Origin of the sequence: Amycolatopsis sp., assembly GCF_025464955.1 — a bacterium.
In the GTDB taxonomy this organism is placed as follows: Bacteria; Actinomycetota; Actinomycetes; order Mycobacteriales; family Pseudonocardiaceae; genus Amycolatopsis.
This window is the reverse complement of sequence record NZ_JAODNM010000051.1, coordinates 36,155-61,233: the sequence shown is the minus strand read 5'-3', so window position 1 is coordinate 61,233 and position 25,079 is coordinate 36,155. Positions and strand designations below refer to the sequence as shown.

At 66.8% G+C, this 25,079-nt stretch carries 25 protein-coding genes; 8 read left to right on the top strand and 17 right to left on the bottom strand.

What is annotated here, in order from left to right:
• Nucleotides 1-280: 280 nt before the first annotated feature.
• The 5 genes from thpD to JWQ81_RS10900 form a co-directional block, all read right to left on the bottom strand.
• Nucleotides 281-1,183, bottom strand: coding sequence for an ectoine hydroxylase (thpD, locus tag JWQ81_RS10920; RefSeq protein ID WP_297540248.1), 903 nt, complete (start codon nucleotides 1,181-1,183; stop codon nucleotides 281-283).
• 28 nt (nucleotides 1,184-1,211) lie between these two features.
• Complete coding sequence (locus JWQ81_RS10915; RefSeq protein ID WP_297540246.1) at nucleotides 1,212-1,598, bottom strand: ectoine synthase; 387 nt, start codon at nucleotides 1,596-1,598, stop codon at nucleotides 1,212-1,214.
• A gap of 12 nt (nucleotides 1,599-1,610) precedes the next feature.
• On the bottom strand, nucleotides 1,611-2,861 hold the full coding sequence (ectB, locus tag JWQ81_RS10910) for a diaminobutyrate--2-oxoglutarate transaminase (RefSeq protein WP_297540244.1): 1,251 nt from the start codon (nucleotides 2,859-2,861) through the stop codon (nucleotides 1,611-1,613).
• Nucleotides 2,862-2,895: 34 nt separating this feature from the next.
• A complete protein-coding gene (gene ectA / locus JWQ81_RS10905) occupies nucleotides 2,896-3,399 on the bottom strand; it encodes a diaminobutyrate acetyltransferase (RefSeq protein ID WP_297540242.1) in 504 nt (167 codons plus the stop codon).
• A gap of 273 nt (nucleotides 3,400-3,672) precedes the next feature.
• Nucleotides 3,673-4,431: a serine hydrolase gene (locus JWQ81_RS10900; protein ID WP_297540240.1), complete on the bottom strand. Its 759-nt coding sequence runs from the start codon at nucleotides 4,429-4,431 to the stop codon at nucleotides 3,673-3,675.
• A 21-nt stretch (nucleotides 4,432-4,452) separates the two neighbouring features.
• Here JWQ81_RS10900 and JWQ81_RS10895 point away from each other — a divergent pair, with 21 nt between their 5' ends.
• Both JWQ81_RS10895 and JWQ81_RS10890 read left to right on the top strand, forming a co-directional pair.
• A complete protein-coding gene (locus JWQ81_RS10895; protein WP_297540238.1) occupies nucleotides 4,453-4,740 on the top strand; it encodes an ATP-binding protein in 288 nt (95 codons plus the stop codon).
• A gap of 120 nt (nucleotides 4,741-4,860) precedes the next feature.
• On the top strand, nucleotides 4,861-5,271 hold the full coding sequence (locus tag JWQ81_RS10890) for a hypothetical protein (protein WP_297540237.1): 411 nt from the start codon (nucleotides 4,861-4,863) through the stop codon (nucleotides 5,269-5,271).
• Between the two features lie 44 nt (nucleotides 5,272-5,315).
• On the opposite strand, the gene JWQ81_RS10885 is transcribed toward JWQ81_RS10890, so the two are convergent.
• Together JWQ81_RS10885 and JWQ81_RS10880 are read right to left on the bottom strand one after the other, a co-directional pair.
• On the bottom strand, nucleotides 5,316-6,551 hold the full coding sequence (locus JWQ81_RS10885; protein WP_297540235.1) for a DUF445 domain-containing protein: 1,236 nt from the start codon (nucleotides 6,549-6,551) through the stop codon (nucleotides 5,316-5,318).
• A 10-nt stretch (nucleotides 6,552-6,561) separates the two neighbouring features.
• The gene (locus JWQ81_RS10880) at nucleotides 6,562-7,371 is read right to left on the bottom strand and encodes an Abi-alpha family protein (protein ID WP_297540233.1); all 810 of its coding nucleotides are present in this window, start codon (nucleotides 7,369-7,371) and stop codon (nucleotides 6,562-6,564) included.
• Nucleotides 7,372-7,462: 91 nt separating this feature from the next.
• Here JWQ81_RS10880 and JWQ81_RS10875 point away from each other — a divergent pair, with 91 nt between their 5' ends.
• Nucleotides 7,463-8,287, top strand: a complete 825-nt coding sequence (locus tag JWQ81_RS10875; protein ID WP_297540230.1) for a maleylpyruvate isomerase family mycothiol-dependent enzyme — start codon at nucleotides 7,463-7,465, stop codon at nucleotides 8,285-8,287.
• 136 nt (nucleotides 8,288-8,423) lie between these two features.
• Here JWQ81_RS10875 and JWQ81_RS10870 read toward each other — a convergent pair whose 3' ends face one another.
• The 5 genes from JWQ81_RS10870 to JWQ81_RS10850 all read right to left on the bottom strand — a co-directional run bounded on the left by JWQ81_RS10870 (nucleotide 8,424) and on the right by JWQ81_RS10850 (nucleotide 11,808).
• Nucleotides 8,424-8,801, bottom strand: coding sequence for a lipopolysaccharide assembly LapA domain-containing protein (locus tag JWQ81_RS10870; RefSeq protein WP_297540228.1), 378 nt, complete (start codon nucleotides 8,799-8,801; stop codon nucleotides 8,424-8,426).
• Between the two features lie 61 nt (nucleotides 8,802-8,862).
• Nucleotides 8,863-9,672, bottom strand: a complete 810-nt coding sequence (locus JWQ81_RS10865) for a methyltransferase domain-containing protein (RefSeq protein ID WP_297540226.1) — start codon at nucleotides 9,670-9,672, stop codon at nucleotides 8,863-8,865.
• Nucleotides 9,673-9,732: 60 nt separating this feature from the next.
• Complete coding sequence (locus JWQ81_RS10860; RefSeq protein WP_297540224.1) at nucleotides 9,733-10,194, bottom strand: GNAT family N-acetyltransferase; 462 nt, start codon at nucleotides 10,192-10,194, stop codon at nucleotides 9,733-9,735.
• Nucleotides 10,195-10,243: 49 nt separating this feature from the next.
• On the bottom strand, nucleotides 10,244-10,843 hold the full coding sequence (locus JWQ81_RS10855; RefSeq protein ID WP_297540222.1) for an alpha/beta hydrolase: 600 nt from the start codon (nucleotides 10,841-10,843) through the stop codon (nucleotides 10,244-10,246).
• Nucleotides 10,840-11,808: a ring-cleaving dioxygenase gene (locus tag JWQ81_RS10850; RefSeq protein ID WP_297540220.1), complete on the bottom strand. Its 969-nt coding sequence runs from the start codon at nucleotides 11,806-11,808 to the stop codon at nucleotides 10,840-10,842. Before JWQ81_RS10850 ends, JWQ81_RS10855 begins: the two co-directional genes overlap by 4 nt.
• A gap of 92 nt (nucleotides 11,809-11,900) precedes the next feature.
• On the opposite strand from JWQ81_RS10850, the gene JWQ81_RS10845 reads away from it, so the two are divergent.
• Nucleotides 11,901-12,371 (top strand): MarR family transcriptional regulator, encoded by a 471-nt coding sequence (locus JWQ81_RS10845; RefSeq protein WP_297540218.1) that lies wholly within the window; start codon nucleotides 11,901-11,903, stop codon nucleotides 12,369-12,371.
• On the opposite strand, the gene JWQ81_RS10840 is transcribed toward JWQ81_RS10845, so the two are convergent.
• Nucleotides 12,361-13,722: an MFS transporter gene (locus JWQ81_RS10840; protein ID WP_297540216.1), complete on the bottom strand. Its 1,362-nt coding sequence runs from the start codon at nucleotides 13,720-13,722 to the stop codon at nucleotides 12,361-12,363. The two genes, JWQ81_RS10845 and JWQ81_RS10840, sit on opposite strands and share 11 nt — an antisense overlap.
• A gap of 100 nt (nucleotides 13,723-13,822) precedes the next feature.
• Between JWQ81_RS10840 and JWQ81_RS10835 the strand changes: the two genes are divergently transcribed.
• A complete protein-coding gene (locus JWQ81_RS10835) occupies nucleotides 13,823-14,200 on the top strand; it encodes a YciI family protein (RefSeq protein WP_297540214.1) in 378 nt (125 codons plus the stop codon).
• Nucleotides 14,201-14,277: 77 nt separating this feature from the next.
• On the opposite strand, the gene JWQ81_RS10830 is transcribed toward JWQ81_RS10835, so the two are convergent.
• Genes JWQ81_RS10830 through boxC form a run of 4 tightly spaced genes read right to left on the bottom strand, consistent with a single transcriptional unit; the run spans nucleotide 14,278 to nucleotide 19,815 of the window.
• Nucleotides 14,278-15,135 (bottom strand): amidohydrolase family protein, encoded by an 858-nt coding sequence (locus JWQ81_RS10830; protein ID WP_297540212.1) that lies wholly within the window; start codon nucleotides 15,133-15,135, stop codon nucleotides 14,278-14,280.
• Nucleotides 15,132-16,718: a benzoate-CoA ligase family protein gene (locus JWQ81_RS10825; RefSeq protein ID WP_297540210.1), complete on the bottom strand. Its 1,587-nt coding sequence runs from the start codon at nucleotides 16,716-16,718 to the stop codon at nucleotides 15,132-15,134. Before JWQ81_RS10825 ends, JWQ81_RS10830 begins: the two co-directional genes overlap by 4 nt.
• Before the next feature lie 16 nt (nucleotides 16,719-16,734).
• Nucleotides 16,735-18,156 carry a benzoyl-CoA 2,3-epoxidase subunit BoxB gene (gene boxB / locus JWQ81_RS10820; protein WP_297540208.1) on the bottom strand — a complete coding sequence of 474 codons (1,422 nt, stop codon included), beginning with the start codon at nucleotides 18,154-18,156 and terminating at the stop codon, nucleotides 16,735-16,737.
• 3 nt (nucleotides 18,157-18,159) lie between these two features.
• Complete coding sequence (boxC, locus tag JWQ81_RS10815; RefSeq protein ID WP_297540206.1) at nucleotides 18,160-19,815, bottom strand: 2,3-epoxybenzoyl-CoA dihydrolase; 1,656 nt, start codon at nucleotides 19,813-19,815, stop codon at nucleotides 18,160-18,162.
• Between the two features lie 199 nt (nucleotides 19,816-20,014).
• On the opposite strand from boxC, the gene lysS reads away from it, so the two are divergent.
• From lysS to JWQ81_RS10800, 3 genes are all read left to right on the top strand, one after another.
• A complete protein-coding gene (gene lysS, locus JWQ81_RS10810; RefSeq protein WP_297540205.1) occupies nucleotides 20,015-21,727 on the top strand; it encodes a lysine--tRNA ligase in 1,713 nt (570 codons plus the stop codon).
• A gap of 381 nt (nucleotides 21,728-22,108) precedes the next feature.
• A complete protein-coding gene (locus tag JWQ81_RS10805; RefSeq protein ID WP_297540275.1) occupies nucleotides 22,109-23,467 on the top strand; it encodes an amino acid permease in 1,359 nt (452 codons plus the stop codon).
• A 121-nt stretch (nucleotides 23,468-23,588) separates the two neighbouring features.
• Nucleotides 23,589-25,076, top strand: coding sequence for a wax ester/triacylglycerol synthase family O-acyltransferase (locus JWQ81_RS10800; protein ID WP_297540203.1), 1,488 nt, complete (start codon nucleotides 23,589-23,591; stop codon nucleotides 25,074-25,076).
• Nucleotides 25,077-25,079 lie beyond the last annotated feature (3 nt).

The window sequence follows — 25,079 nt, the reverse complement described above, 5'->3', positions numbered from 1 at the left end:
CGACCGAGAGTCAAACCTACCCTGAACGCAGTTCAAGAACAGCAGCCCAAAGTGGGGTGACCGACCGCCGGAACGAGTACGGCCCACGCCACCAGTCCCGATCTGGTGGCGTGGGCCGCACTCGGTGGTGCTGTCGTCCACGACTGCGCGGGGGGCTCACCCCGAGCGAAGAACCCGCTTACGGTCATCGACAACATTTCGCGCGAACGCACAACGTTCGCGCGGTGCGGCCAAAGTAACAGGCCGCACCGGCTCGGCTACCGCCGACCCGCCGGGAAATTCATCGGGTCAGCGGGGTGAAGTCGCGACCGGCGATGAACGTCGGACGTGGCTCGGCGGCGGAAAACGGTTGTCCCAGCGGGTTTTCCACACTGTTGAAAACCAGGAAGATATTCGAGCGCATGTACGGGGTGATGTTGTTACCCGAACCGTGCAGAACGTTCGAGTCGAAGAACAACGCGTCGCCCGCGGCCCCGGTGAACTGCTCGATCCCGTGCTCGGCGGCCATTTTCGAGACGTTGTCCTGGCTCGGGACGCCGGCGCGCTGCGCCTTGAGTGAACGTTTGTAGTTGTTCCGGGGCGTCCCGCCGGCGCACTGGACGAACGTCCGATGCGAGCCTGGGATGACCATCAGGCCGCCGTTGAAGGCGAAGTTGTCGGTCAGCGCGATCGAGCAGCTCACCGCGCGTGGGGCCGGCATGCCGTCCTCGGCGTGCCAAGTCTCGAAGTCCGAGTGCCAGTAGAACCCGGTACCCTCGAAGCCCGGCATGTAGTTCACCCGGCTCTGGTGGATGTACACCTCCGAGCCCAGGATCTGCCGCGCGCGGTCGAGCACCCGCGGGTCGCGGACGAGCTCGCCGACGAGGTCGCTGAGCAGGTGCACGTCGAAGATCGACCGGACCTCATCGGACTTCGGCTCGGTGATCACGCGCTCGTCGCCGCGGAGTTGCGGCCGCCCCGTCAAGCGGATCAGGTCGTTCCAGTACGCCTCCACCTCGACGCGCGACAGCAGATTCTCGACGTTCGAATAACCGCGCGCGTCGTGGCCGGCGAGGGTGGCGGAGTCGATCGGGCCGTCGGCGGCGGAGCCCCACACCGTCGGGTCGTGGCGCTCCAGCAGCTCTGGTTCGCCCTGGATGCGGGTCGGGTAGCCGTCCTCGACCCGGATGTCCATGAGTGTCAAGATTGCTCTCCTCCTTGAGAGTTCGCTACTACTCGGTGATCAGCGGATAAACGCCGTTCTCGTCGTGGACTTCGCGGCCGGTGACCGGCGGGTTGAACACGCAGACGCACTTGATCTCGGTCTTGGGGCGGACCTGGTGCTTGTCGGCGTCGTTGAGCACATAGATCGTTCCGGGCGCCAGCGGGAACACCTCGCCGGTCGCCTTGTTCTCGACCTCGCCCTCACCGGAGGTGATGAACACGGCCTCGACGTGGTTGGCGTACCAGAAGTCGCTCACCGTGCCGGCGTACAACGTGGTCTCGTGCACCGAGAACCCCAGGCCGTCCTTGGCCAGCATGATCCTTTTGCTGCGCCAGTTTTCGGTCTTGATGTCGGCTTCGGTGTCCGTGATTTCGTCCAGTGTGCGAACGATCAAAGCGCTTCTCCCTTATCCGAGTACCAGTTTGATGGACTCATCGATGATCGCGAGCCCCTCGGTCAGCTCGTCGTCGGACAGCGTCAGCGGCGGCAGCAGCTTCATGACCTCGCCGTCCGGCCCGGCTGTCTCCATCAATAGTCCACGCTCGAAGGCGGCCTTGCACACCGCGCCGGCCAGCTCGCCGTTCGCGAACTCCAGCCCGCGGGCCAGGCCGCGGCCCTTCGCGACCAGGTTGGCTTCGGGGTAGGCCTCGACCAGGCCCTTGAACGCGATGGCGATCCGCTCGCCCTTGGCCTTGGTCGACTTCTCGAGCTCGTCGTCGCTCCAGTAGGTGCGCAGCGCCTCGGTGGCGGTGATGAACGCCGGGTTGATGCCGCGGAAGGTGCCGTTGTGCTCGCCGGGCTCCCAGATGTCGAGCTCGGGCTTGATCAGCGTCAACGCCATCGGCAGGCCGTACCCGCCGATCGACTTCGACAGGCAGATGATGTCCGGTTTGATCCCGGCCTCTTCGAAGCTGAAGAACGCGCCGGTGCGGCCACAGCCCATCTGGACGTCGTCGAGAATGAGCAGGATGTTCCGGCGTTCGCACAGCTCACCGAGGCCCCTGAGCCATGCGGTGCTGGCCGCGTTGATACCGCCCTCGCCCTGGACGCCCTCGACGATCACGGCGGCCGGCTCGTTCAGCCCGCTGCCGGAGTCTTCGAGGAGCTTCTCGAAGTACATGAAGTCGGGCATGACACCGTCGAAGTACTGGTCGTACGGCATCGGGGTGGCATGGACCAGCGGGATCCCGGCGGCCTCGCGCTTCATCGAGTTGCCAGTCACCGAGAGCGCGCCCAGCGTCATGCCGTGGAACGCGTTGGTGAAGTTGATGACCGCGGACTTGCCGGTGACCTTGCGGGCCAGCTTCAGCGCGGCTTCGACCGCGTTGGCGCCGCCGGGGCCGGGGAAGACGACCTTGTAGTCCATCTCTCGCGGTTCGAGGATGACGTCCTTGAACGTCTGCAGGAAGTCACGCTTCGCGACGGTGTACATGTCCAGCGAGTGCGTGACACCGTCACGGGAGATGTAGTCGATCAGCGCTTGCTTGAGGACCGGGTTGTTGTGCCCGTAGTTCAGCGCCCCGGCGCCGGCGAAGAAGTCAAGGTACGACTTGCCGTCCTCGTCGTACAGCCGGCTGCCGGAAGCACGGTCGAACACGACCGGCCAGCCGCGACTGTAACTGCGGACCTCGGATTCGAGCTCTTCGAAGATGTTCACGAAACTCCCCTGTCTTTCAAGTCTGATTGACGAATTATTTGCGCTCGAGGGGACCGATTCGATACAGGTCCTCTGGCTCGTGCGCGCCTTCGCCGTCGTCCGGGAAATCATCGGCACCGAACAGTTCCGCGCTTTCCAGCGCGGTGTTCCATCTCTTGGCGAACGAGCCGAACAGCCGGATGGACGCCTCGTTGTCGGGCGTGATCGTGGTCTCCAGGTACCGGACGCCCTCGTCGACGAGTTTGGCGAACAGCTCGTCCAACAGGGCTCCGGCCAGGCCCTTTCCCCGCTGGGAGGCGTCGACGGCCACCTGCCAGACCAACGCCGTGTCCGGCGCTGACGGCTTGCGGTACGCGATCACGAACCCGACCGCGGCGCCTTCGACACGCGCGACGACAGAGCTGTCGGCAAAGTCGTGGCACCACAGTAAATACGCATACGGCGAGTTCAGATCGAGCTTTCGAGAATCGCGGGCGATTCGCCACAGCGCGGCACCATCGGCCTTGGTCGGGGATTCGATCAAGTGCTTTCCGGACATGTTTATAAAAAGTAACAGAGACTATTGCCGGCGGCAGATCACCCGATCGGTGGCACGGCATCCACCAGGGGATACACAGAAACACAGGTGAGCAAGGTAACAGTAACGTTTCAACCACGGTCGATCTGTGTAACACCCCCTGTTCGGTCTCCCTGGCAGCAAGGACCGGGGCGAATGGGGAAGTTCGGCAGGGCAGAGACGTCGTCAAGGCCTAGTTGAGTACGCCTTACGCCATGAAGGTGGCCTTCACGACAGATCACAGGGTCGCCCCACTCACCCGAAGAGCTGTTGGGTGACGGTCCGGCAGACGGACGCGCCGTGGTCGAGACCGAGCGACGCCGGGTAGTTCGTCAGGATGGCCAGCGTCCAGTGGTCCCAGGTCGCGAGGCAGTTGACTGCCCAGATGTCGCTGGTGCCGATGGCGCGTTCGGTCCAGCCGTTCTTGACGGCCGGGTCCACTTCGGCCAGCGCCGGCGCCTGCGAGATGCCGAAGGCGTTCGAGGCGTCGACATGCCGCATCTGGTCGAGCAGCCAGGCCTGCCAATACGGGCTGAGCAGGTGTCCATCGGTGACGCAGCGGCCCATGGTGACGGCGTCCTGAGCGGAGATCCGGGTTTTGGACCACCAGTTGTGCGTCACCACGGTGTCATGCAGGCCGCACGTCTCGATCAGCTCGCCGACGGCCGCGTCGCCGCCGAGTCGGAGGTACGCCCATTGCGCGGCGTGGTCGTCACTGAAGTGGATCATCCGTTGCAACTGCGCCTGGTCGGACGCGGTGACACCCCGGCCGGTGCGGTCCGCGGTCACCAGGTAGTCGGTGGTGAGCCAGACCTTGATCATCGACTCGGTCGTGTTGAGGAAAGTGTCCCTGTTCGGTGAGCCGACGGTCTTGCCGGTCGTGGTGTCGAGCAGCGCCCACGACCAGTCGCCGGGAGTGTCGACGTGCGCGTCCGCGGCATCCGGCACGGCGCCCGCGAGCGACGTCGGCGAACTCGGCACGTTCCACTGACTCACCGGAGCCGACAGGCCCACGTGCCCGGCTGTCGTCGTGCGGTGCCCGTGGACCGCGGCGGCACTGTCAAGCTCCGCGCGGTGACCGACCAGGACTCGGTCGTCATCGAAGTCGCCGACACCGGCCGCGGGATCGAACCGGACGACCTCAAGCACGTCTTCGACCGATTCTGGCGCGCAGACAACGCCCGAAGCCGCAGCACCGGCGGACGCGGCCTCGGCCTTGCCATCGCACGGGAGATCGTCGGCGCGCACGACGGGTCACTCACCGTGACCAGCGAAGTCGGCGTCGGAACCGTCTGCACCATCCGCCTACCCGCGCTGGACTGAGGTAGCCGTCCTTTGTGGAGGGTTCGCAACTCGCCGTCGAGTTGCGGGCTCGTCGGGCGGGCTCACCCTCGGTAAAGCCACCGGGGGATCCCGGGCGAGACGGGCGGTTAGGCTTCACCGGTGACTGTCGACGTGCGGGATTTCAGCAAGGCTTGTTTCTCGGCCGCGCGCGCCACTGGACGGCAGGTCCTCGAGGTCGTCGAGGCAACCCAGCCGACCCCGAACTTCCATCTCGCGCTGCTCGAACATCGTGACGTCACGGTGGCCGTGCTGGCCAACCGCGAGGTGCCGCTGCTGGCGATCGCGCCACCGCCGGCGGCGGGTCAGGCCGGTCCGCTGTCCTTTTTGGATGTGGTCGATCTGGCGGCCGCGCTGTCCCAGATCGAGCCGTTCAAGGTACTGAGCGTCGCCGAGCTGAGCCGGCCCCTGAGCCAGATCACGTCCGGAGAACTGCCCCCGCACGACCCGTACGACATCCGCTACTGGCAGCCCGCCACCTTCGGCGACGTCGTCTTCAACTACTGGGACTGAGCACTGGGCCGTGTCCCGCAGATCCATGGTCCACGGGACACGGCCTAGCGCGTGAAGTGTTCCAGCAACAATGACTGCGCTTCACCGATGCAGAACCCGAGTATCGCGCCGGTCGCGATGAGAATCCATTCGTCCTGCTGGAACGCGGGCCGCAGCAGGCCTTCGAATTCCTCGGGTTCGAGTTCTTTCATTTTCTCCACCAGCACGTTCCGGATATCCATCGCGTCCGTGGCGTAATGCTCGATATAACGCATGGTCTCGGGCAGCCGCGCCATGATGTTGCGGGAAATGCTGAGTTTCATGTCCTGGTAACGCCTGCTGCCCACCGCGAAGACGACCAGCGGCTTCACGCCGTACGTCTGCTGGGAAAGTTCCGCATCGATCTGACGTTGGATCAGCCCGAGCACCCGGTCCGAAAGCGGGCCGCGCAAAACGGCCTCGATGACGTTGTGCGGGGTGATGATCTCCTGCGCGATCAACGATCCGTACGACTCGGATACCTCGGCACGGCGTTTGAGGAACAGGCCCTGCCATTCGAAAATCCCGAGATACCGCTTGGGCTGCCGGGGCACAAAAATCATCTTCAACGCCAGCCAGTCGGTGAACCAGCCGGTGAACAGACCGAACAGCGGCATGATCAGCGGTTGTTTGAACAGCACCCAGACGACCATCTGGATCACGCCAATCAGGCCGCCGAACACGATTCCTGACCGCGCGATGAACTGGAACTCCTTGCGGCCGGCCTCCTGGAAGATCCGGTTCAGCAGCGCCTTGTCCTTGACCAGACTGGTGACGACCATGTCCTTGAGGTCGAAAACGTTGTCGACGTCTTCCTTGATCGCGTCCAGCACCGCGGCGATCATGCGCGGCGACTCCGCCTGGACGCGGCGGATGACCAACTGCTGCACCCGGACGGGCATCGATTCCCAAAGCCCGGCCTGATAATGGCCGGCGACGTCGCGGACAATGTCTTCGACCGCGGCCAGCATCGGTTTTTCGATCTCTTTCGCGATGCGTTCCGGATCGAGCCTGGCCATGATCTCGGCCGGTTTGATCAGCTGCTCGGTCATCGTGTCGCAGGCGATACTGGCCATGCGCGCGGCACGTTTCGGCACGATGCCCTGCCAGCCGAGGAACGGCTTGACGCCGATGAACTCCAGCGGCTGGAACATCATCCGGATGGCGATCAGCTTGGTGCCGTACCCGATCAGCGCCGCGACGATCGGGATCGACACGAACAAGGGCCAATGCTGAGCGAAGTCGTCGATGATCCCGCTCATCCGCGGGGCACTAACGGGCCGTCGGGTCGCAGGCTTCCCAGAACTGGGCGCCGAGCCGGGAAATGTGCACGGTGCGCCGGATCAGCTTGGCGCGTTTGATCGAGGCCTCCGCCTGGCGGACCGTCTCGTCGGTCATCAGGATTTCGTACTGCGTCTCCAGCGAGGGTGCTTCTTCGTCGATGTCGGCGAGGCCGAGCCCGATCAGGCGCGTCAGGTAGCTGGGCACCTGGTCGTTCAGCGACACACCCGCTGCCTTGCCGACCGTGGACGCGTTGCGCAGCACGATCCGGCCGGTGCCGCCGACGCCCGCGCGCTCGGCGACGTCGATCAGTGGGAACGGCGAGCCGTCGGACAGCGCGGAGAGGATGCGGGCCTCGTCCGGCGTGAGCTGGCGCAGGATGATCGCGTAGAGGTACTCCTTGGCGCGTTCCCGGCCGAAGCCGATCGACCGGTTGAGCAGCTCGGCCATCGCGGCGCGCAGCGGCTCGCTGTGTCCGTCCCGCGAGGGCACGACCGTGATGACGGCGGGTGCATCGAACGCCGTCGCGCGCCCGTTGCCAGTGGGCCGGTTCATCGCGGACGCGGCCGAGAGCGCGGCGTGGTACGGGTCGTCGACCTCGTCCAGCCGACGGCGCAGCTCGCCCAGCAGCTGGCGCTCGACCTGGCGGATACCGCGCTCGGCGGTGTCGACGCCGGGCAGTTTCCGGGTGAACGAGTAGCCCGTTCGCGCGGCCCAGCCCGCCAGCCCGACGGCGCGTTGCGCCAGGTTCGGGACCTCGTCGCCGCTGTGGGCGTCGAGCAGTCGATCGTGCGTGGTCACGGCGTCAGCTCCTCACGTTCGGGGTGATGCTACCTGCGAGTAGGCGAGCGGGCTTTACAAACCTTTCGGCGTCGATGTTTCAATCCCCCGCATGAGCGATTCGCCGTGGGGTCCGCCGATCGACGTCCTGCCGCTGCTGGCCAGGGAAGAGCAGTCATTGCTGGCGGTTCTCGGCCAGTTCACGCCCGAACAGTGGGCCGCGCCGACGGTCTGCACGGGGTGGACGGTGCACGACGTCGCCGCCCACATCCTGGGCGACAAGCTGGGCAGGCTCTCCCGCGACCGCGATGGCTACCGCGTCGACGAGCCGGGCGACGACCTGCCGGCGTTCATCAACCGGATCAACGCCGAGTGGGTGCTCGCCTGCCGCAGGCTGTCGCCGGAGGTGCTGTTCGCGATGCTCGTCGACGTCAGCGCGCAGATTGTCGACGTCTGGAGCCGCGTCGACGTCGACGAGCTCGGCGGGCCGGTGAGCTGGGCCGGGCCGGAGCCCGCGCCGATCTGGCTCGACGCGGCGCGGGAGTACACCGAGTACTGGGTGCACCAGCAGCAGATCCGGGAGGCGGCCGGGGTCGCGCTGCTCGACCAGGCGGAGTTCGTCGAGCCGGTGGTGGACACGTTCATGCGCGCGCTGCCGCACGCGCTGCGCGGATGTGTCGCGGCCGAGGGGAAGCAGGCGGCGTACACCGTGACCGGTCTGGGCACGTGGACGGCGACCCGCGCGGGTGGCCGCTGGACGGTCGCCCGCGGTGGGCCCGTACGGACGCCGCTCGCGTCGGCGACGACGGACGCCGGGACGTTCTGGCGGCTGTGCACCCGCAACATCCAACTCCGCGACGTCCGGGACCGCGTCAAGCTCAAAGGCGACAAGGCCGTCGGCGAAGCCATCCTGGCGATGGTGTCGATCATCCGCTGAGCCACCCGACCCACCCGGCACCCCCCGCGCAAACGTTTGCGCCCGTTGCTTAGCATGCCTAAGCGCTACATTTAGCCCGCTAACTGCACTTCAGGGGCTTGCGGCGGGCCAGGATAGGAAAAGAGGAGTCAGGGGGTTAGCGGAGGGCTTTGCGGGCTTTCCGGGTTTCGCCGCGCAGCTGCAGGATGCGCGCGCCGCCGACGAGCGCGACGAGCAGCGCCCCGGCGATCGCCGAGAACAGCATCGCCACCGCGAGCGGCATGCTGCCGGACATGCCGAAGAAGTGCACGGTCGCGCTGTCGAGGTTCTGCAGGATGAAGATCAGCAGCAGGATCAGCACGAGGATCGCGACGACGACCGCGACCCAGGTCCCGCTGACCCGGGTGCGTTTGATCTTCACCGAGGGCGCCGGCTCGGTGACCGGCGGCAGACCGTCCACATCGGACTCCGGCGCGGTACCGGAAGGGACCTCGGCCGGCGCCGCGGCGTGTCGGCCGTCCTGTGCGTGAGTCATACCTCTGATTGTCAGCCCCCCGGGTGGTTTACGCTGCGCTGAGCCCTCGAATGGATGAACGTCAAGACCAGCTGAGCGTCACCACGTTGCGGCCGGAGGAGCCCAGGTCGGGCGGGGTCCGGGTGTCGACGTCGAGTTCACGCAACGCCGCGCCGACCTCCGACGCGGCGTCCGACGGCAGGCAGAGGCGACGCCTGGTGACGTCGACGAGCTCGTCGAAACGCTGGTATTCCGGAGCGGCGGCCTTGCTCCAGCGAGTGACCTCGGGCTCGACTCCGAGTTCGCGCAATGCGGCCACCGCGTCGTCGGCGTTAGGCCCTTCGGGGCGTTCGATGCCGTGGAAACGCCGCCAAAGCGGGTTGAGCGCTGTCAGCGGATGCGCTTCGGAGATCTCCACGATGACCCGCCGCCGCGCGTGCCCGGTGAGCGCGGCGACGAACGGCGCGAGGTCCGGCACGTTGTACAGGACGTGCGCGCATACGACCACGTCGACGACGTCGACCTGCTCGGCGACGTCCGGCCAGAGCCCCTCGACGAGCCGGTGCGGTACCCCGAGCGCCACCGCACGCTCACCGAACTCGCCGAGCAGCCGCTCGTTGACGTCGATCGCCGTGACGTGCTCGATGGCTTCGGCGGCCGGCAGGCTTCCCGCACCCGCCGCCGCGCCGATGTCGAGCACGGTCCCGCTGTCGCCCAGGGCTTTTCGCAGCTCCGCATAGGACGCGCCCGTCGGAGACAGGACATGCCTGTCCGCACGGCGGACGAACACCGCGTGCGGCAGGACCCACGGCGACTCCGTGGCCGCCGCAAGGATGTGCTCCGGGATCGCCCAGCCCGCCAGCTGCGCCGACCAGTTCTCGAGTGCTGTCATGCACCCTTCCTACCGGCATCGGCGGACACGTGTCCATGGATGGCAACGCGCGAGAGTGAACTACAGGGGCATGTCCAGGGTGACGAACTTTGAGGCGAACCCGAAACGTTCGTACAGGCGCCGCGCGGATTCGTTGGCGTGGAAAGCCGAAACCGCGGCTCGGCCCGCACCTTTTTCTTTCGCCCAGCCGAAGAATGCGGTGATCAGCAGGCCGCCGACCTGGCGTCCACGGAAGGATTCGCGGACGTACATGGCTTCCAGTTCCGCGGTGGACGCCGGCCGCCGGAGATTCCCGGCCGAGTACCTGGCGCCCAGGTAACCGGCTACGGTGCCGTTTTCCTCGGCGAGGAAAACGTCCGTGGACTCGCCGCCGATGAAGGTTTCGAAGTACGGGACCGCGTCGGCGCAGGCGGCCTCGATGTCGGCGAAGGGATCCCTGACTGCGGCGTCTTCCTTGTACAGCAACTGATTCAGCTCCGCAGTCACCGCGACGTCTGCCTTGGTAGCGATTCTTATCTCCATGACGGCGACGCTACCGCGTTCTTTTTTCCTGGTAAATTAATAACGTTCCTCAAAGCCACGCCTTCGCCGACGAAAGAGCATCGAGGGTGATCTGGTGGCCGCCAGGGTGGCGATGGGAGGTTACTTCGGCCGAGCGGTCGCGGAGTGCGGTGATGAGGTGCTCGGTCGACGACAGTGGCGCCATGGCGTCCCGTTCGCCGTTGGACAGGAAGACCCGCGTCCCGGAGAGGTCCAACGCCGGCGGGTCGGGCACTGGTGACATCGCGGCGAACAGGGCCGCTTCGCGTACGACGTCCGGACGCAGCAGGGTGAGCGCGGCGCCGATGTTGGCGCCGTTCGAGAAGCCGACGGCAACGAGCCGCCGACCGGCGAATCCGTACTTCTCCTGTGCCTCAAGGACGAAATTGGCAAGTTCGTTGGCCCGCACGACGACGTCCTCGAAGTCGAACACGCCTTCGGCCAGCCGCCGGAACCACCGCGCAGCGCCGTTTTCCGACACTGACCCGGCCGGGGCGAGCACGGCCGAAGACGGACTCAGCTCACGCGCGAGGCCGAGCAGGTCGTCCGGCCCGCCACCGGTGCCGTGCAGCAGCAATAGCACCGGCGCGGCCGGATCGCCGTCGGTGAACTTGTGCACCAACTCGGTCATCGCGCGAACTCCGGGTTGTTCTCCGTCGGCAGGTTCAGCTTCGGCAGCATCGCGACAATGTCCTCGCGCTTCGGCTCGAGCCACGGCGGCAGTTTCAACGCGCGACCCAGTTCCAGCAACGGTTCGTCGATCGCGAAGCCAGGCTCGTCGGTCGCCACTTCGAGCAGCGTGCCGCCCGGCTCGCGGAAGTAGATCGAGCGGAAGTACTGACGGTCCAAAATGGATGTCACATTGACACCCTTGTCGACGAGCTCCTCTCGCCAAGCCGCCTGCGTCGGCTCGTCCGGGGCACGCCAGGCGACGTGGTGCACGGTTCCGGCGGAGACCAAGCCACGTGGGGCATCCGGCGTCACGAGGACGTCGATCAGCGCGCCAGGGCCTCCTTCGCCGGCGGAAAACCGCAGCCGATTGCTGTCCTGGCTGGAAAAACTCAGTCCGAGGCCGTCGGTCAGCATCCCGGCGGTCGCGTCCTCCTGGGACACCGACAGCGTCACCGAGTGCAGCCCGCGGATCGCGTGTTCGGCCGGTACGAGCGCGGTGTCCCACGGGTCGCGCGGGTCGCCCTGCGGGTGGGCGACGAGCGCCAGCGTCAAGCCGTCGGGGTCGGAGAACGTCAGCGTGTCCTCGTTGTCGGCGTTGCGGACCTCGCTCGTTTCGACGCCGCCGGCCGCGAGATGCTGCTTCCACCAGCCGATGGACGCCTCGGGCACGGAGAACGACGTCGTCGTCGCCTGCCCGGTGCCGTGGCGGCCGCGCGGCGCGTCCTTCCACGGGAAGAACGTCATCAGCGAGCCGGGCTTGCCGGACTGGTCGCCGTAGTAGAGGTGGTAGGTGCCCGGGTCGTCGAAGTTGACGGTGGTCTTCACCAGCCGCAGCCCGAGCGTCCGCAGGTAGAAGTCGGCGTTGCGCTGCGGGTCACCGCCGATCGCGGTCACGTGGTGCAAACCGCTGGTCTTGATCGCCATTTCTGCTCCTCTGGAGGGTCTGTCCAAGCTAACCCCAGAACATCTCGCGCGCAAGATATATTCCGGGGAGAGAGTTGCGGTAGGCTACGGCCGTGGACAGCAAACCCGACCCCCGCACCGATGACGACGAGATCGTCACCTGGTGGGGCCTGGTCATCGAGGGCTACCTCGCGACCCAGGCCAAACTGATGGGCGAGATCGCCGAGCGCTTCGGCCTGGCCCCGGCCTCGTTCGACATCCTCGTGCGGCTGATCCGCTCCCCCGGCCACCGCATGCCGATGACCCGGCTGGCCGGCGAGGCGGCGCTGTCGAGCGGCGGGTTCACCAAGGTCGCCGACCGGCTCGTCGCCGCCGACCTGATCTGCCGCGTGCCAAGCCCGGACGACCGCCGCGTCACCTTCGCCGAACTGACCGAGCACGGGACGGACGTCGCCGGCCAGGCGCGCAGGGCCTGCGCGGAGATTCTGCGCCGTACGGTGTTGACCCCGCTCGGGCCGGACGCCTCCGCCGCTCTCGCCGAAGCCATGCGCACCCTGCGAGCGACCAACGGCACTAACGCCTGAGGAGCGAAAACGCGACGCACAGACCGATCAGCGCGAAGACCACACTCGCTGTGAAGCCGGTCTGGAAACCGTAAGAAACCACCACGCACGACGTGATCGCGGTGCCCAGCGCGCCGCCGATCTGGAACGCCGCGGTGTTGACGCCGGAAGCGACGCCGGACTCCTGTTCGCCCACCGAAGACAGCGCGGCGGAGATCGCCGCCACTGGGCCGCCGCCCAGCCCGAGTCCGAAGACGACCAGCCCCGGGAAGAGGTCGGCGAAGTAGCTGCCGCTGGGCGAAACGTGCGTGAGCAGGAACGCCCCCGTGCCCATCAGGACCATGCCTACCGAAGCGACCGTCCGAATCCCCGCCTTCGCCACGACTGCCTGGGCGGCATAGGCGCTGATGATCGTCATGGCGGTCATCGCGGTCGTGCCCAGGCCGAACCGAAGCGGCGAGTACGCCAGCACGTCCTGCGCATACGCAGACACGGTCGAACCCATCCCCCACGCCGTCATCGCGATCAGGGCCATCACCAGGTTGCCGCCGGTGAACTGCCGGGAGCGGAACACCCGCAGCGGCAGCAGCGGCGCGTTCGATCGCCGCTCGGTCACCACGAACAGTCCGCCGAGCACCAAGGCGCCGACCACCATCGCGAGGACCGGTGCGCTGCCCCAGCCCTGGGCGGGCGCCAAGCCGATCGCGCCGACGAGCAGCATCAGGCCCACCGTGCTGGTGAACGCGCCAACCGGGTCGTAGGCCCCGGCCCGGCCACGGCTTTCCCGCAGCAGCTTCGGACCGAACACCAGCATCCCGGCGGCCACCGGCAGGTTGAGGTAGAAGATCCACTCCCAACCCAGGCTTCCGGTCAACGAGCCGCCGATGAGCAGCGCAGCCGTGGCGCCCAAGCCGCCGACGGCGGACCAGCAGCCCAGAGCCTTGTTCCGCTCAACGCCGTCGGGAAACAGGCTCATCAACGCCGACAGCGCTGCCGGCGCCACCATCGCGGCCGAGATTCCCTGCACCACACGGGCTCCGATCAGCATTTCGCCCGACCAGGCCGCGCCGCACAGCAGTGAAGACACCCCGAACAACGCGGTCCCGACCAGGAACATCCGGCGTCGGCCCAGCAGGTCGGCCAGCCGTCCACCGAACAGCAGCAGGCCGCCAAAGGCCACCAGATAGGCGCTCAGCACCCACTGCCCACTCCCCGGCGCGAGCCGCAGATCCTTTTCGATCGACGGCAGCGCCAGGATGACGATCTGCGAGTCCAGGATCACCATGAAGTTGGTGACGCAGAGGAGCGCCAGCGCTTTCCAGCGGCGCGGATCCAGCCCGGTTTCGGTGGTGGTTCGAAATACCTCGGTCATGGCGTCGCCTCCCGGTGGGTTCACCGGAGACGTAGAAACCAGCCGTTCGATCTCGACATCGGTATGTTTCGCGGACGGATGTCGAGATCGGGGAGCGAACGTGAAGTACCTGCTGATGATCTACAGCAACCCCGCGAGCTGGGGCCACCCGATCTTCCTGCGGACCCCGGAGGCACTGGCGATGTCCGGTGACAAGCGCGACGAGCTGACCGGCGAGTTCGAAGCGCTGCTCAAGGAGATCTCGGAGTCCGGCGAGCTGATCGACAGCGCGCCGCTCGGAGACCCGCGAAGCACGCGGACCGTCCGGGTGCGCAAGGGGGTTTCCGCGGGCACCGACGGTCCGTTCATCGAAGCCAAGGAGCAGTTGGCCGGCTACTTCGTAGTCGACTGCGCAAGCCCCGAACGCGCGGAAGAGATAGCCGGACGCTTCCCCGACGCACGGTTCGCCGCCGTCGAAGTGCGCCCGATTCTGTCCTAAAGACTCGTGAGCGTTCCGGCACGCCCGGGTGCGGGTGTCCCGCAGGGCACAGCAGGCGGCCGGAACACTCACCAGTCCTATAGCCCCAGTCCAGGAAACAGCTTCACGGCGTTGCCGGAGAGAATCCCGCGCAGGACGTCGTCGGGCAGGCCGAGTTTGGCCAGCGCCCGGACGTTCCGGTTGGCTCCGGGCACCCCCGGCCAGTCGGTGCCGAAGAGGAACTTCGCGGCCAGGCGCGGGAAATCGGACTTCGCGAAGTACTCAGGCAGCTTCTTCGGCGGCAGGCCGGACAGGTCGAGCCAGACGTTGTCCTTCGCCAGGGCCAGAAACGCGGCGACGTCGTACCACCAGCCGCGGCCGCCGTGGGCGAAGATGAACTGCACGTCCGGGAAGTCCTCGACGACATCGGTCAGCAGCTCGGGATTGCCGAAGGACGCGCGCGCCCCGGGGAAGCTGCTGACCCCCGAGTGCAGGATCACCGGCACCCCGCGCTCGGCGCACACCTGGTACGCGAGGTACAGCTCCTTGTCGGCCGGCGAAAACCCGCCGTGGACCGGGTGGATCTTCAGCGCCACCGCGCCCAGTTCGAGCTGGCGTTCCACTTCGGCGGCGATGGGGTGGTGCAAGTGCGGGTTGACATTGGCGACCAGCCGGAACCGCTCCGGGTTGAACTCGATGAGCGGCAGGTTGTCCTCGATCGGCTGAATCCCGGTCGAGCGCGGGCTGTACTCGCAGAACAGCAACGCCCTGTCCACGCCCTCGGCCTCGAACAGCGCGTCGAGTTTGGCCGGAACGGGGTTGCCCCAGTCGTCGTAGGCCGACCGCCAGGGGTGGTCACCGGAGTACTTGTGCGCCCACTCGATCCAGGCGGGCTTCAGTGTGGAAAGCCGGGGGACGTGCACATGGGCGTCGACAACCGGGTGACCATCGATCATGGGGAAACCCGCACCACCTGGAGGGAGTCGTGGACCAGTTCCCGGATCACGTTACGCCGGACCTTGCCGGTCGCGGTCTTCGGAAGCTCGGCGAGTTCGATCACACCTCGCGGCCGTTTGAACGACGCCAGCCCCGCCCGGCAGAACGCGATCAGCTCGTCGGGGTCGACGCTGTGACCCGGAACACCGACCACGACGGCGACCGGTTTGTCGATGCCGTCGGCGTCCGGAGCTGCGACAACGGCGACTTCCGCGACCGACGGATGCTCGAGCAGGCGTTGCTCGACCTCTGCGGGCGACACCCAGATCCCGCCCGCTTTGAGCATGTCGCCGAATCGGCCGAGACAGCTGTAGGTGCCGTCCTCGTTGCGCACGTAGCTGTCGCCGGTGCGCACCCAGTCGCCCTGGAACACCTGCTTCGACGTCTCGTAGCGCGACCAGTAGCCAGTCGCCGTCGACGGCCCGGACACGTACAGCTCACCGGCCTGCCCAGTGACCTCGATCGGCGCGCCGAGCTCGTCCCGGATCTCGACGCGGTAGCCCGGTACCGGGACCCCGGTACTGCCGGGCCGCACCTGACCGGGCACATTGGACAGGAAGATGTGCAGCGCCTCGGTGGAGCCGATCCCGTCCAGGATTTCGACACCGAACCGCGCGCGGAAGCGCTCGAACAGCGCCGGGGGTAGGGCCTCACCAGCAGAAACGGCTTGGCGCACCGAGGCGAACGAGTCCGACGGCAGGTCGCTGGCGAGTACTGCCGCGTAGAACGTCGGCACTCCGAAGAACAATGTCGGCGCGTCGGCTCTCACCCGCGCGGCCATGAGCTGCGGGGTCGGCCGGCCCGGTTCGAGCAGGGTGGTGGCACCCGCGGCGAGCGGGAAGAACGCCGAATTCCCCAGTCCGTACGCGAAGAACAGCTTCGGGACGGACAGGCACCGGTCGTCGGCACGGACCCCGAGGACCTGGTCGGCGTAGGTCTCGCACACCGCGCGGATGCTGCCGTGGCGGTGCATCGCGCCCTTGGGCTGGCCGGTGGTGCCCGAGGTGTAGAGCCACAGCGCGGGCGAATCCTCCCACGACGCATACGGCCCGCGCCCGTTGTCCTCCATTGTGGACAGTGAAGTCCAGTCGTGGGTGGCAACGCGGTCTCCGAAGCCGGCCGTCTCCCCGCGATCGAGCACGACGTCGGTGACCTCGGGCGCGAGCGCGACGGCTTCCACCGCCTGCCCGGCGAACTCGCCGGAGACGCAGAGCACCCGCGCGCGCGAGTCACCGAGTACTTTGCCCAGCTCAGGACCGGTGACCATAGTGGACACCGGGATGGGCACAGCCCCGGCGTACATCGCGCCCAATATCCCGGACAGCAACTCCACGTCGTCGACCATGCACAGCATGACGCGCTCTTCCGGGCGCACACCGAGGTTCCGGAACCCGGTGGCGACCCGGCGCACCTCCGCCGACAGCTCGGCATAGGTCAGCGTGCGACGCGCCGAGACGGCCGCGACCCTCTCCCCGCGACCCTCGCGGACATGTCTGTCCACCAGAAAGTCGGCGGCGTTGAACGTGCTCGGCAGAACGGTCACTGCGCGCCCCTGTTCGCTAAGGGAGGTACACGTACTCGTAGTCGAACGGCTTGCCGTTGATTCCCTGGCGCGGTGGCGCCACCCAGCTAGCGATCTTGCCGCGCTCGTAGACGGGTCGCATCAACGAACGCACGAAGGACAGGTCCTCCGTGGTCGGCAACCACTGGTGTTTGGCGGCCTGCCAGGTCTGCTCGTCGACGATGGAGCCGTCCGGCGTCACGTGGTGGCCAGAGTTTATGCCCACTTCCCGGTTGAAACCAGGGTGCGGCAGGGCGAACCGGAACGAGATTCCGGCGTCCTCGAGGATCCTGTTCCAGCGCTTGACCCCGGTCTGGCAGTCCGCGATGTACTCGGCGCGCAGATCCAGGTTCAGCAGCAGGATGGCCTGCAGTTCTTCGGACCCCCAGGTGCCGTCGGCCAGGGGCTTCGCCAGGAGCGCGGCGTCGTCGGTGAGCTTGTGGTCGTCCTTGCGCCGGGTCTCGAGCCACCGTCCTTTGAGGCCCGCGGTGTAGTAGTTCGCCGCGTTGGTCGAGGTCTCGCTCCCGAAGAGGTCCAAGGACACGGTGTAGTGGAAGTTGATATAGCGCTGGATGATTTCCAGGGGGATCCCGCCGTGCGCGGCGATATCGGTGGTGTCGTGCTCGCGGATCAGGTCGGCACTGCGCTGCACCACGCGGTCGACGCCGGTGGTGCCGACGAACATGTGGTGCGCTTCTTCTTTGAGCATGAACTCGCACGTGCGCGACAACGGGTCGAACGCGGACTCCTTCAACGTCCCGAGCTGGTACTTGCCGTCCCGGTCGGTGAAGTAGGTGAACATGTAGAAGGCGAGCCAGTCGGCGGTTTCCTCGTTGAACGCGCCGAGGATCCGCGGCGCGTCGGGGCTGCCGGAGTTGCGCAGCAGCAGGCCCTCGGCCTCTTCCCGTCCCTCACGACCGAAGTAGGCGTGCAGGAGGTAAACCATCGCCCACAGGTGGCGTCCTTCCTCGACGTTGACCTGGAACAGATTGCGCAGGTCATACAGGCTCGGCGCGGTCAAGCCGAGGAGCTTCTGCTGCTCGACCGATGCCGGCTCGGTGTCGCCCTGGATGACGATCAGGCGTTGCAGCTCGGACCGGTACTCACCCGGGACCTGCTGCCACACGGGTTCGCCGCGGTGCTCGCCGAAGGCGATCGTGCGGTCCGGGTCACGCTCGGCGAGAAAGATGCCCCAGCGGTAGTCCGGCACGTTGACGTGGTCGAAATGCGCCCAGCCCTCCCGGCCGACGCTGATGGCGGTGCGCAGGTAGACGCCCTGAGTCGCCAAGGTGGGGCCCATCTCGCCCCACCAGTTCATGAACTTCGGCTGCCAACCCTCCAACGCGCGCTGGAGCCGGCGGTCACCCGCCAGGTCCACGTTGTTGGGGATCTTGGCGTCGTAGTCGATCTTCTCCGGCATCGGTCACACCCGCTTGTCGTCGAACACGGCCTTTTGCCCGGTGCCATAGCGACGCAAGGCACCTTCGGGACCCGAAGCGTTCGGGCGGACGAAAATCCAGTTCTGCCACGCGGCGAGCCTGCCGAAGATCTTGGTCTCCATGGTCTCCGGGCCGACGAACCGGTGGTTGGCCTCCATACCGGTCAGCGCGTCCGGGCTGAGCGAGGCGCGGCTCTCCAGCACGATCCGGATCTCGTCTTCCCAGTCGAGGTCGTCGGGCGCGTCGGTGACCAGGCCGAGCTCGTTGGCTTCGGACGCGCTCAGCGGACGGTCGGATTCGCGGCGCAGCCAAGCGATGTGCGCGTCTTCGCGGTAGAAGCGCGATTCCAGTCTGGACAGTCCGTTGCCCATCGGGAAGAAGCCGAAGTTCGCTGCTGACAACGTGATCGTGGCGCGCTGCTCGCTGTCCTCGTCATAAATCGGCGGACCATCCAAAATGTACTGACGGTCGGCGGCCAGGGCGATTTCCAGCAATAGTCCCGCAAAGCAGCTTCCGGGTTCGATGAGCGCGATCAGGCTGCGGCTGGTGACGTCGAGCCGTTTGAGCGTCCGCTTGAAGTAGTGGACGATCTCGTTGCCCAGCCAATCCTGCGCCTCGAACAGCGCCCGCTCATGCGCGAGCACCTTCACCGGGTCACCCTCAGTGCGCAGCACCCAGGTTCCCAGCTCGGTCTCGTTGGTACGCAAGCGAAGGATGAGGTCGTCGAGCTGGCGGGTGAGCGCGAGGAGCCAGCTCTCGGCACCCTGTTCGTGCAGATTGCCTGGCGCTTCCTCGGGCCCCTTGACGGTGATCGAGACGATCCCGCCGGCGCGGTCGAAAACGGCGCTGACGTGCGAGTACGTCATGCCGTCATCGGTGACCTTGCAGTGCAGCGGCGTCAGCTCGACGCCCTTCGCGGCGGCCGGGCGATCGCTGCCCTCGGCGATTTCGCGCGCGCGGCGCTCGACCGACTCCGCGAAACCCGCGCGGGGCACGAGTTCGTCGACGAGCTTCCACTCGACGGCCGTCTTGCCCTTGACGCCGTCCGGCCGGGTCGCGAAGACGTCAGCGAGGTCCTTGCGCACCCGGCGCTTGTCGACCAAGCGGGTCAGGCCGCCGGTGCCCGGCAGGACCCCGAGCAGCGGCACTTCGGGCAGCGCGACCGTCGACGAGTTGTCGTCGATGAGCAGGATCTTTTCGCAGGCCAGCGCGATCTCGTAACCGCCGCCGGCGCAGCTGCCGTTCACCGCGGCGACGTAGGTCTGCCCGGAGTTCTCGGTGGCGTCCTCGACCGCGTTGCGCGTCTCGTTGGTGAACTTGCAGAAGTTGACCTTCCACGCGTGCGAGGACGCGGCGAGCATGCGAATGTTCGCACCGGCGCAGAAGACCTTCTCCTTTGCGCTGGTCAGGACTACTGTCTTGACTTCAGGGTGGGAGAAACGCAGCCGCTGCGTAGCGTCATAGAACTCGATGTCGACACCGAGGTCGTAGGAGTTGAGCTTGAGCTCGTAGCCGGGCCGCAGCCCGCCCTGCTCATCGACGTCCAGCTCCAGCCAGGCGATTTCGCCGTCGACCCGGAGCCGCCAGTGCCGGTACGACGCGGGCGCGCGCTCGAAGGTCACCGCTTCAGGAGTGGTCACCCCCTGATTGTCTACACATTAATTGAGCACGTCAATGTTATGTAGAAACTTACCCCCCGATCGGACGTTCCCTCAAGGTCACGACCTGGCGACCCTCGCAGCGCGTTGAACGCCACAAGGGTGGAACTTTAGGGTCGCCGTCAGGATGCTTGAGGGGTCCTCGCACCGCCACAACCAGCGGTCGGGGAGAATCGGGGACATGTCCACCGTGGTTCAGAGTCCCGAGGCCGACTGGGTCTCCCGTTTCGCCGACGAGGTCATCGCCGAGGCCGAACGACGTGCCCCCGGCAAGCCGATCGTCTGCGCGTCCGGCCTGAGCCCGTCCGGCCCGATCCACCTCGGCAACCTGCGCGAGGTGATGACCCCGCACCTGGTCGCCGACGAGATCCGCCGCCGCGGGCACGAGTGTGTGCACCTCATCTCCTGGGACGACTACGACCGGTTCCGCAAGGTCCCGGCCGGCATCGACCCGTCGTGGGCCGAGCACATCGGCAAGCCGCTGACCTCGGTCCCGGCCCCCGCCGGCAGTACCTACGCGAGCTGGGCCGAGCACTTCAAGGCGCCGATGATCGCCGCGCTGGCCGAGCTGGGCGTCGAGTACACGCCCATCAGCCAGACCGAGATGTACACCAAGGGCGCGTACCGCGAGCAGATCCTGCTGGCGATGCGCGAGCGCGCCAGGATCGACACGATCCTGGGCCGCTTCCGGACCAAGGGCAAGGCGCCGTCGAAGAAGCCCAAGGATGAAGCCGAAGAGGCCGCCGCCGAGGGTTCCGGCGCGGCGACCGAGGACGACGGCGCGTCCGGCGGCAGCTACTTCCCGTACAAGCCGTACTGCGGCAACTGCGAGCGCGACCTGACGACGGTCACCGCGTACAACGACGAGACCACCGAGCTGACGTACGTCTGCGGTTCCTGCGGACACACCGAAACGGTGTTCCTGTCCGAGTTCAACCGCGGCAAGCTGGTCTGGAAGGTCGACTGGCCGATGCGCTGGGCCTTCGAAGGCGTCACCTTCGAACCGTCCGGTGTGGACCATTCGTCCCCCGGTTCGTCCTTCGTCGTCGGCGGCCAGATCGTCGGCGAGGTGTTCGGCGGCGAGCGGCCGATCGGCCCGATGTACGCGTTCGTCGGCATCAGCGGCATGGCGAAGATGAGCAGCTCCAAGGGCGGCGTCCCGACCCCGTCCGACGCGCTGGAGATCATGGAACCGGCGCTGCTGCGCTGGCTGTACGCGCGCCGCAAGCCGAACCAGTCCTTCAAGATCGCGTTCGACCAGGAGATCCAGCGGCTCTACGACGAGTGGGACGCGCTGGAGCGCAAGGTTGCCGGCTCGGACGCCCAGCCGGGCGACATCGCCGCGCACAGCCGCGCGATCGGCACCGCGGCCGGCCCGCTGCCGAGCACCCCGCGTCCGCTGCCGTACCGCACACTCGCGTCCATTGTGGATATCACCACCGGCGATGACGAGCAGACCCTGCGCATCCTGCACGAGCTCGACCCGGAGAACCCGGTCACCTCGCTCGACGTGACCAGGCCCCGGCTCGACCGCGCGCAGCGGTGGATCACCACCCAGGTGCCCGCCGACCAGCGCACCCGCGTCCGCGAGGAGCCGGACACCGAGCTGCTGGGCTCGCTCGGCGACACCGAGCGCGAGTCGCTGCGGCTGCTGCTCGAAGGCCTCGGCTCGCACTGGTCGCTCGACGGGCTCACGACGTTGGTCTACGGCGTGCCGAAGACACAACTCGGGCTGCCCGCCGACGTCAAGCCGACGCCGGAGCTCAAGGTCGCGCAGCGCACGTTCTTCGCGCTGCTCTACCAGCTGCTCGTCGGTAAGGACACCGGCCCGCGCCTCCCGACACTGCTGCTGGCCGTCGGCGCCGACCGCGTCCGCACCCTGCTCGGCGGCTGACGGACTCGTGAGTGTTCCGACCGCCAGCTGTGCCCTGCGGGACACCCGCACCCGGGCTTACCGGAACACTCACGAGCCCTAAGCAGTGACACGGCGCCGAAATAGCGTTACCTTAAATCCGTCCCAACAATCGCCTTAAATGCAGATCAAGTATTGCCTGCGCTGACGTCAATCCCTGCCCAAATGTACATATTCCGTATGCATAACGTTGACCTGACCAGATGATCGAGGCCACTCTCTGCACCTTCAAGTGAACCCTGAAGAGAGAGCGGAACCGTGACCGATCAAGGCATGCTGCCCACCAAGGTGCTGGGAAAACGGACTCACGTAGACGCCGGGGATGCCGGCTACAGCAAGGCACTCAAGCCCAGGCACATCAGCATGATCGCCATCGGCGGTGCCATCGGTACCGGCCTGTTCCTCGGCGCCGGCGGACGGCTGCACCAGGCCGGCCCCGCACTGGCCATCGTCTACGGGGTCTGCGGGTTGTTCGCGTTCTTCGTCGTCCGCGCGCTGGGTGAACTCGTGCTGTACCGGCCGTCCTCGGGCGCGTTCGTCTCCTATGCCCGCGAATTCCTTGGCGAAAAAGGGGCGTTTGTCGCGGGCTGGATGTATTTCCTCAACTGGGCCACCACCGGCATCGCCGACATCACCGCAATCGCGCTGTATGCCCATTATTGGAGTTTCTTCACCTCGATTCCGCAATGGGTACTCGCGCTGATCGCACTGGCCGTGGTGCTCACGCTGAACCTGATCTCGGTCAAGATCTTCGGCGAAATGGAGTTCTGGTTCTCCATCGTCAAGGTCGCGACGCTGGTGCTGTTCATGGTGATCGCGATCTTCCTGCTCGTCACCCAGCACCACGTCGGCGGCAACACCCCCGGCCCGCAGCTGATCGCGCAGCACGGCGGCATCCTGCCCAACGGCCTGGTCCCGCTGATCATGGTCACCCAGGGCATCGTTTTCGCTTACGCGGCACTGGAACTGGTCGGCGTCGCGGCCGGTGAGACGGCCGAGCCCGCGAAGGTGATGCCCCGGGCCATCAACTCCATCATGTGGCGGATCGGCGTGTTCTACGTCGGGTCGGTCGTGCTCCTGTCGATGCTGCTGCCGTCGAGCGCGTACAAGCAGGGCGAAAGCCCGTTCGTCACCGTGCTGTCGAACATCGGTATTCCCGCCGCCGGCGACGTGATGAACCTGGTCGTGCTCACCGCGGCGCTGTCCAGCCTCAACTCCGGCCTTTACGCGACCGGGCGCATCCTGCGGTCGATGTCGAAGTCGGGGTCCGCGCCCAAGTTCGTCGGCGTGATGAACAAGAACCAGGTGCCCTTCGGCGGCATCATGCTCACCGGCGGGATCTGCGTACTCGGGGTCGGGCTGAACTTCCTGGTCCCCGCGTCGGCCTTCGAGATCGTGCTCAACTTCTCCGCGGTCGCGATCATCTCGACCTGGGCCATGATCATCGTCTGCCACCTGCGTTTCGTCCATAAGGCGAAGACCGGCGAAGTGAGCCGGCCGAGCTACCAGCTGCCGTGGTCGCCCGTCACGCAGATCGTGACGCTGGTCTTCCTCGCCACCGTCGCCGTGCTCATGTGGTTCGACAAGCCCGCCGGCCGCGTGACGCTGCTGTGCATCCCGATCATCGTCGCGATCCTCGTCGGCGGCTGGTTCCTGGTCCGCAAGCGCGTCACCAGCGTGCAGGCCGACGCCGAACTGGCCGCGATGACCGACGACTCGTGAGTGTTCCGGCCGGTTCTAGGCTGGTTCTAGGCGGCCGGAACGCTCACGAGTCCCCCCGTGCGGCGGATGGACGGTCGCACGGGGGGTCGGCAGACTTTGTGAGCGCCGCAGAGGAGGCCCCATGCGCCAGTTGACCGCATTGGACGTGCAGTTCCTGAACGCCGAATCGACCACCACCACCGGGCACGTTGGCGGGTTGTCGATCCTCGACCCGTCCACCGCACCCGGCGGCGAACTCACCGTGGAAAGCTTCCGCGAGCTCATCTTGGAGCGGCTTCACCTGGTGAAACCGTTCCGATGGCGGCTACTCCACGTCCCACTCGGCATCGACCACCCATACTGGATGGACGACACCGAGTTCGACATCGAGTACCACGTCCGCGAGATTGCGCTTCCTGCCCCTGGCGACGAGCGTCAGCTCGCGGAGCAGGTCGCCCGGCTGACCTCGCGGCCGCTCGACCGACGGCGTCCGCTGTGGGAGTCGTACCTGATCCACGGTCTGCAGGGCGGCAACGTCGGGATCTACACCAAGGTCCACCACTCGGCGATCGACGGTGTTTCGGGCGCCGAGATCCTGGGCGCACTGATGGACACGAGCCCCGAGCCGCGCAAGATCGAGAAGCCGGAGCGGTGGATCGCCAAGCGGCCGCCGAGCCAGTTCGAGCTGCTGGCCGACGGCGTGCGCAGGATCCTGCTGCAGCCGGTGAAAAGCCTGCTCAAGGTGCCTCGCCTGCTCCCGCACGTCGACGACATCCCGGGCATCGAGCGCGTACCGGGGATCGACCTGCTCGCCAAGGCCGGCGACGCCCTGAGCCGGCTCACCCGGCAGGGCCCCGGCCGGCACGAGGCCGAACGCCCGAAGATGGTCGCGCCGCACACGCCGTTCAACGGCCCGATCAGCCAGCACCGCCGGTTCGCCTACGGCTCGTTGCCGCTCGCGGACGTCAAGGCGCTCAAGACGGCGTTCGGCGTGACTGTCAACGACGTCGTCATGGCGTTGTGCGCGAGCGCCATGCGGCGCTGGCTGATCGACCACGACGCACTGCCGGCGGACCCGCTGGTCACGCTCGTCCCGTTGTCGGTCCGGACGCCGGAGCAGGCCGGGTCCGCCGGGAACCAGATCTCGGCGATGCTCGCGCCGCTGCCGACGAACATCGCCGACCCCGCCGAGCGGCTCGCCGCGATGACGACGTCGATGGTGTCGGCGAAGAAGCGATACCAGCCGCTGCCGGCGTCGTGGCTGGTGGACTTCAGCGGAATGCTGCCTGCCGCGCTCGGCGGGCTGTCCGCGCGGGCGCTGATGCGGTACCTCGGCGCGACGGCCCCGGTGGTCAACCTGGTCGTCTCCAACGTGCCCGGCGCGCAGTTCCCGCTGTACCAGGGTGGGGCGCGGCTGCTGGCGAACTACCCGGTGTCGGCGATCACCGACGCGAGTGGCGGCCTGAACATCACTGTGATGTCCTACAACGGTCAGCTGGATTTCGGCCTGGTCGCCTGCCGCGAGTTGATCCCGGACGTCTGGAACATCATCGACTACCTCCACGAGGCGCTCGACGAACTCACCAAGCTCGCCACGGATCGGGCTACTGAGTCACTTTCGAAGGAGTAGCCC

What these genes read in the sequence shown, in the direction of transcription:
- JWQ81_RS10800 (WP_297540203.1), top strand. Translation starts at nt 23,589, where the DNA reads ATGCGCCAGTTGACCGCATTGGACGTGCAGTTCCTGAACGCCGAATCG.
- lysS (WP_297540205.1), top strand. Translation starts at nt 20,015, where the DNA reads ATGTCCACCGTGGTTCAGAGTCCCGAGGCCGACTGGGTCTCCCGTTTC.
- JWQ81_RS10860 (WP_297540224.1), bottom strand. Translation starts at nt 10,194, where the DNA reads ATGGAGATAAGAATCGCTACCAAGGCAGACGTCGCGGTGACTGCGGAG.
- JWQ81_RS10870 (WP_297540228.1), bottom strand. Translation starts at nt 8,801, where the DNA reads ATGACTCACGCACAGGACGGCCGACACGCCGCGGCGCCGGCCGAGGTC.
- JWQ81_RS10850 (WP_297540220.1), bottom strand. Translation starts at nt 11,808, where the DNA reads ATGGCGATCAAGACCAGCGGTTTGCACCACGTGACCGCGATCGGCGGT.
- JWQ81_RS10840 (WP_297540216.1), bottom strand. Translation starts at nt 13,722, where the DNA reads ATGACCGAGGTATTTCGAACCACCACCGAAACCGGGCTGGATCCGCGC.
- JWQ81_RS10805 (WP_297540275.1), top strand. Translation starts at nt 22,109, where the DNA reads ATGATCGCCATCGGCGGTGCCATCGGTACCGGCCTGTTCCTCGGCGCC.
- JWQ81_RS10855 (WP_297540222.1), bottom strand. Translation starts at nt 10,843, where the DNA reads ATGACCGAGTTGGTGCACAAGTTCACCGACGGCGATCCGGCCGCGCCG.
- ectA (WP_297540242.1), bottom strand. Translation starts at nt 3,399, where the DNA reads ATGTCCGGAAAGCACTTGATCGAATCCCCGACCAAGGCCGATGGTGCC.
- boxB (WP_297540208.1), bottom strand. Translation starts at nt 18,156, where the DNA reads ATGCCGGAGAAGATCGACTACGACGCCAAGATCCCCAACAACGTGGAC.
- JWQ81_RS10865 (WP_297540226.1), bottom strand. Translation starts at nt 9,672, where the DNA reads ATGACAGCACTCGAGAACTGGTCGGCGCAGCTGGCGGGCTGGGCGATC.
- JWQ81_RS10875 (WP_297540230.1), top strand. Translation starts at nt 7,463, where the DNA reads ATGAGCGATTCGCCGTGGGGTCCGCCGATCGACGTCCTGCCGCTGCTG.
- JWQ81_RS10830 (WP_297540212.1), bottom strand. Translation starts at nt 15,135, where the DNA reads ATGATCGATGGTCACCCGGTTGTCGACGCCCATGTGCACGTCCCCCGG.
- JWQ81_RS10885 (WP_297540235.1), bottom strand. Translation starts at nt 6,551, where the DNA reads ATGAGCGGGATCATCGACGACTTCGCTCAGCATTGGCCCTTGTTCGTG.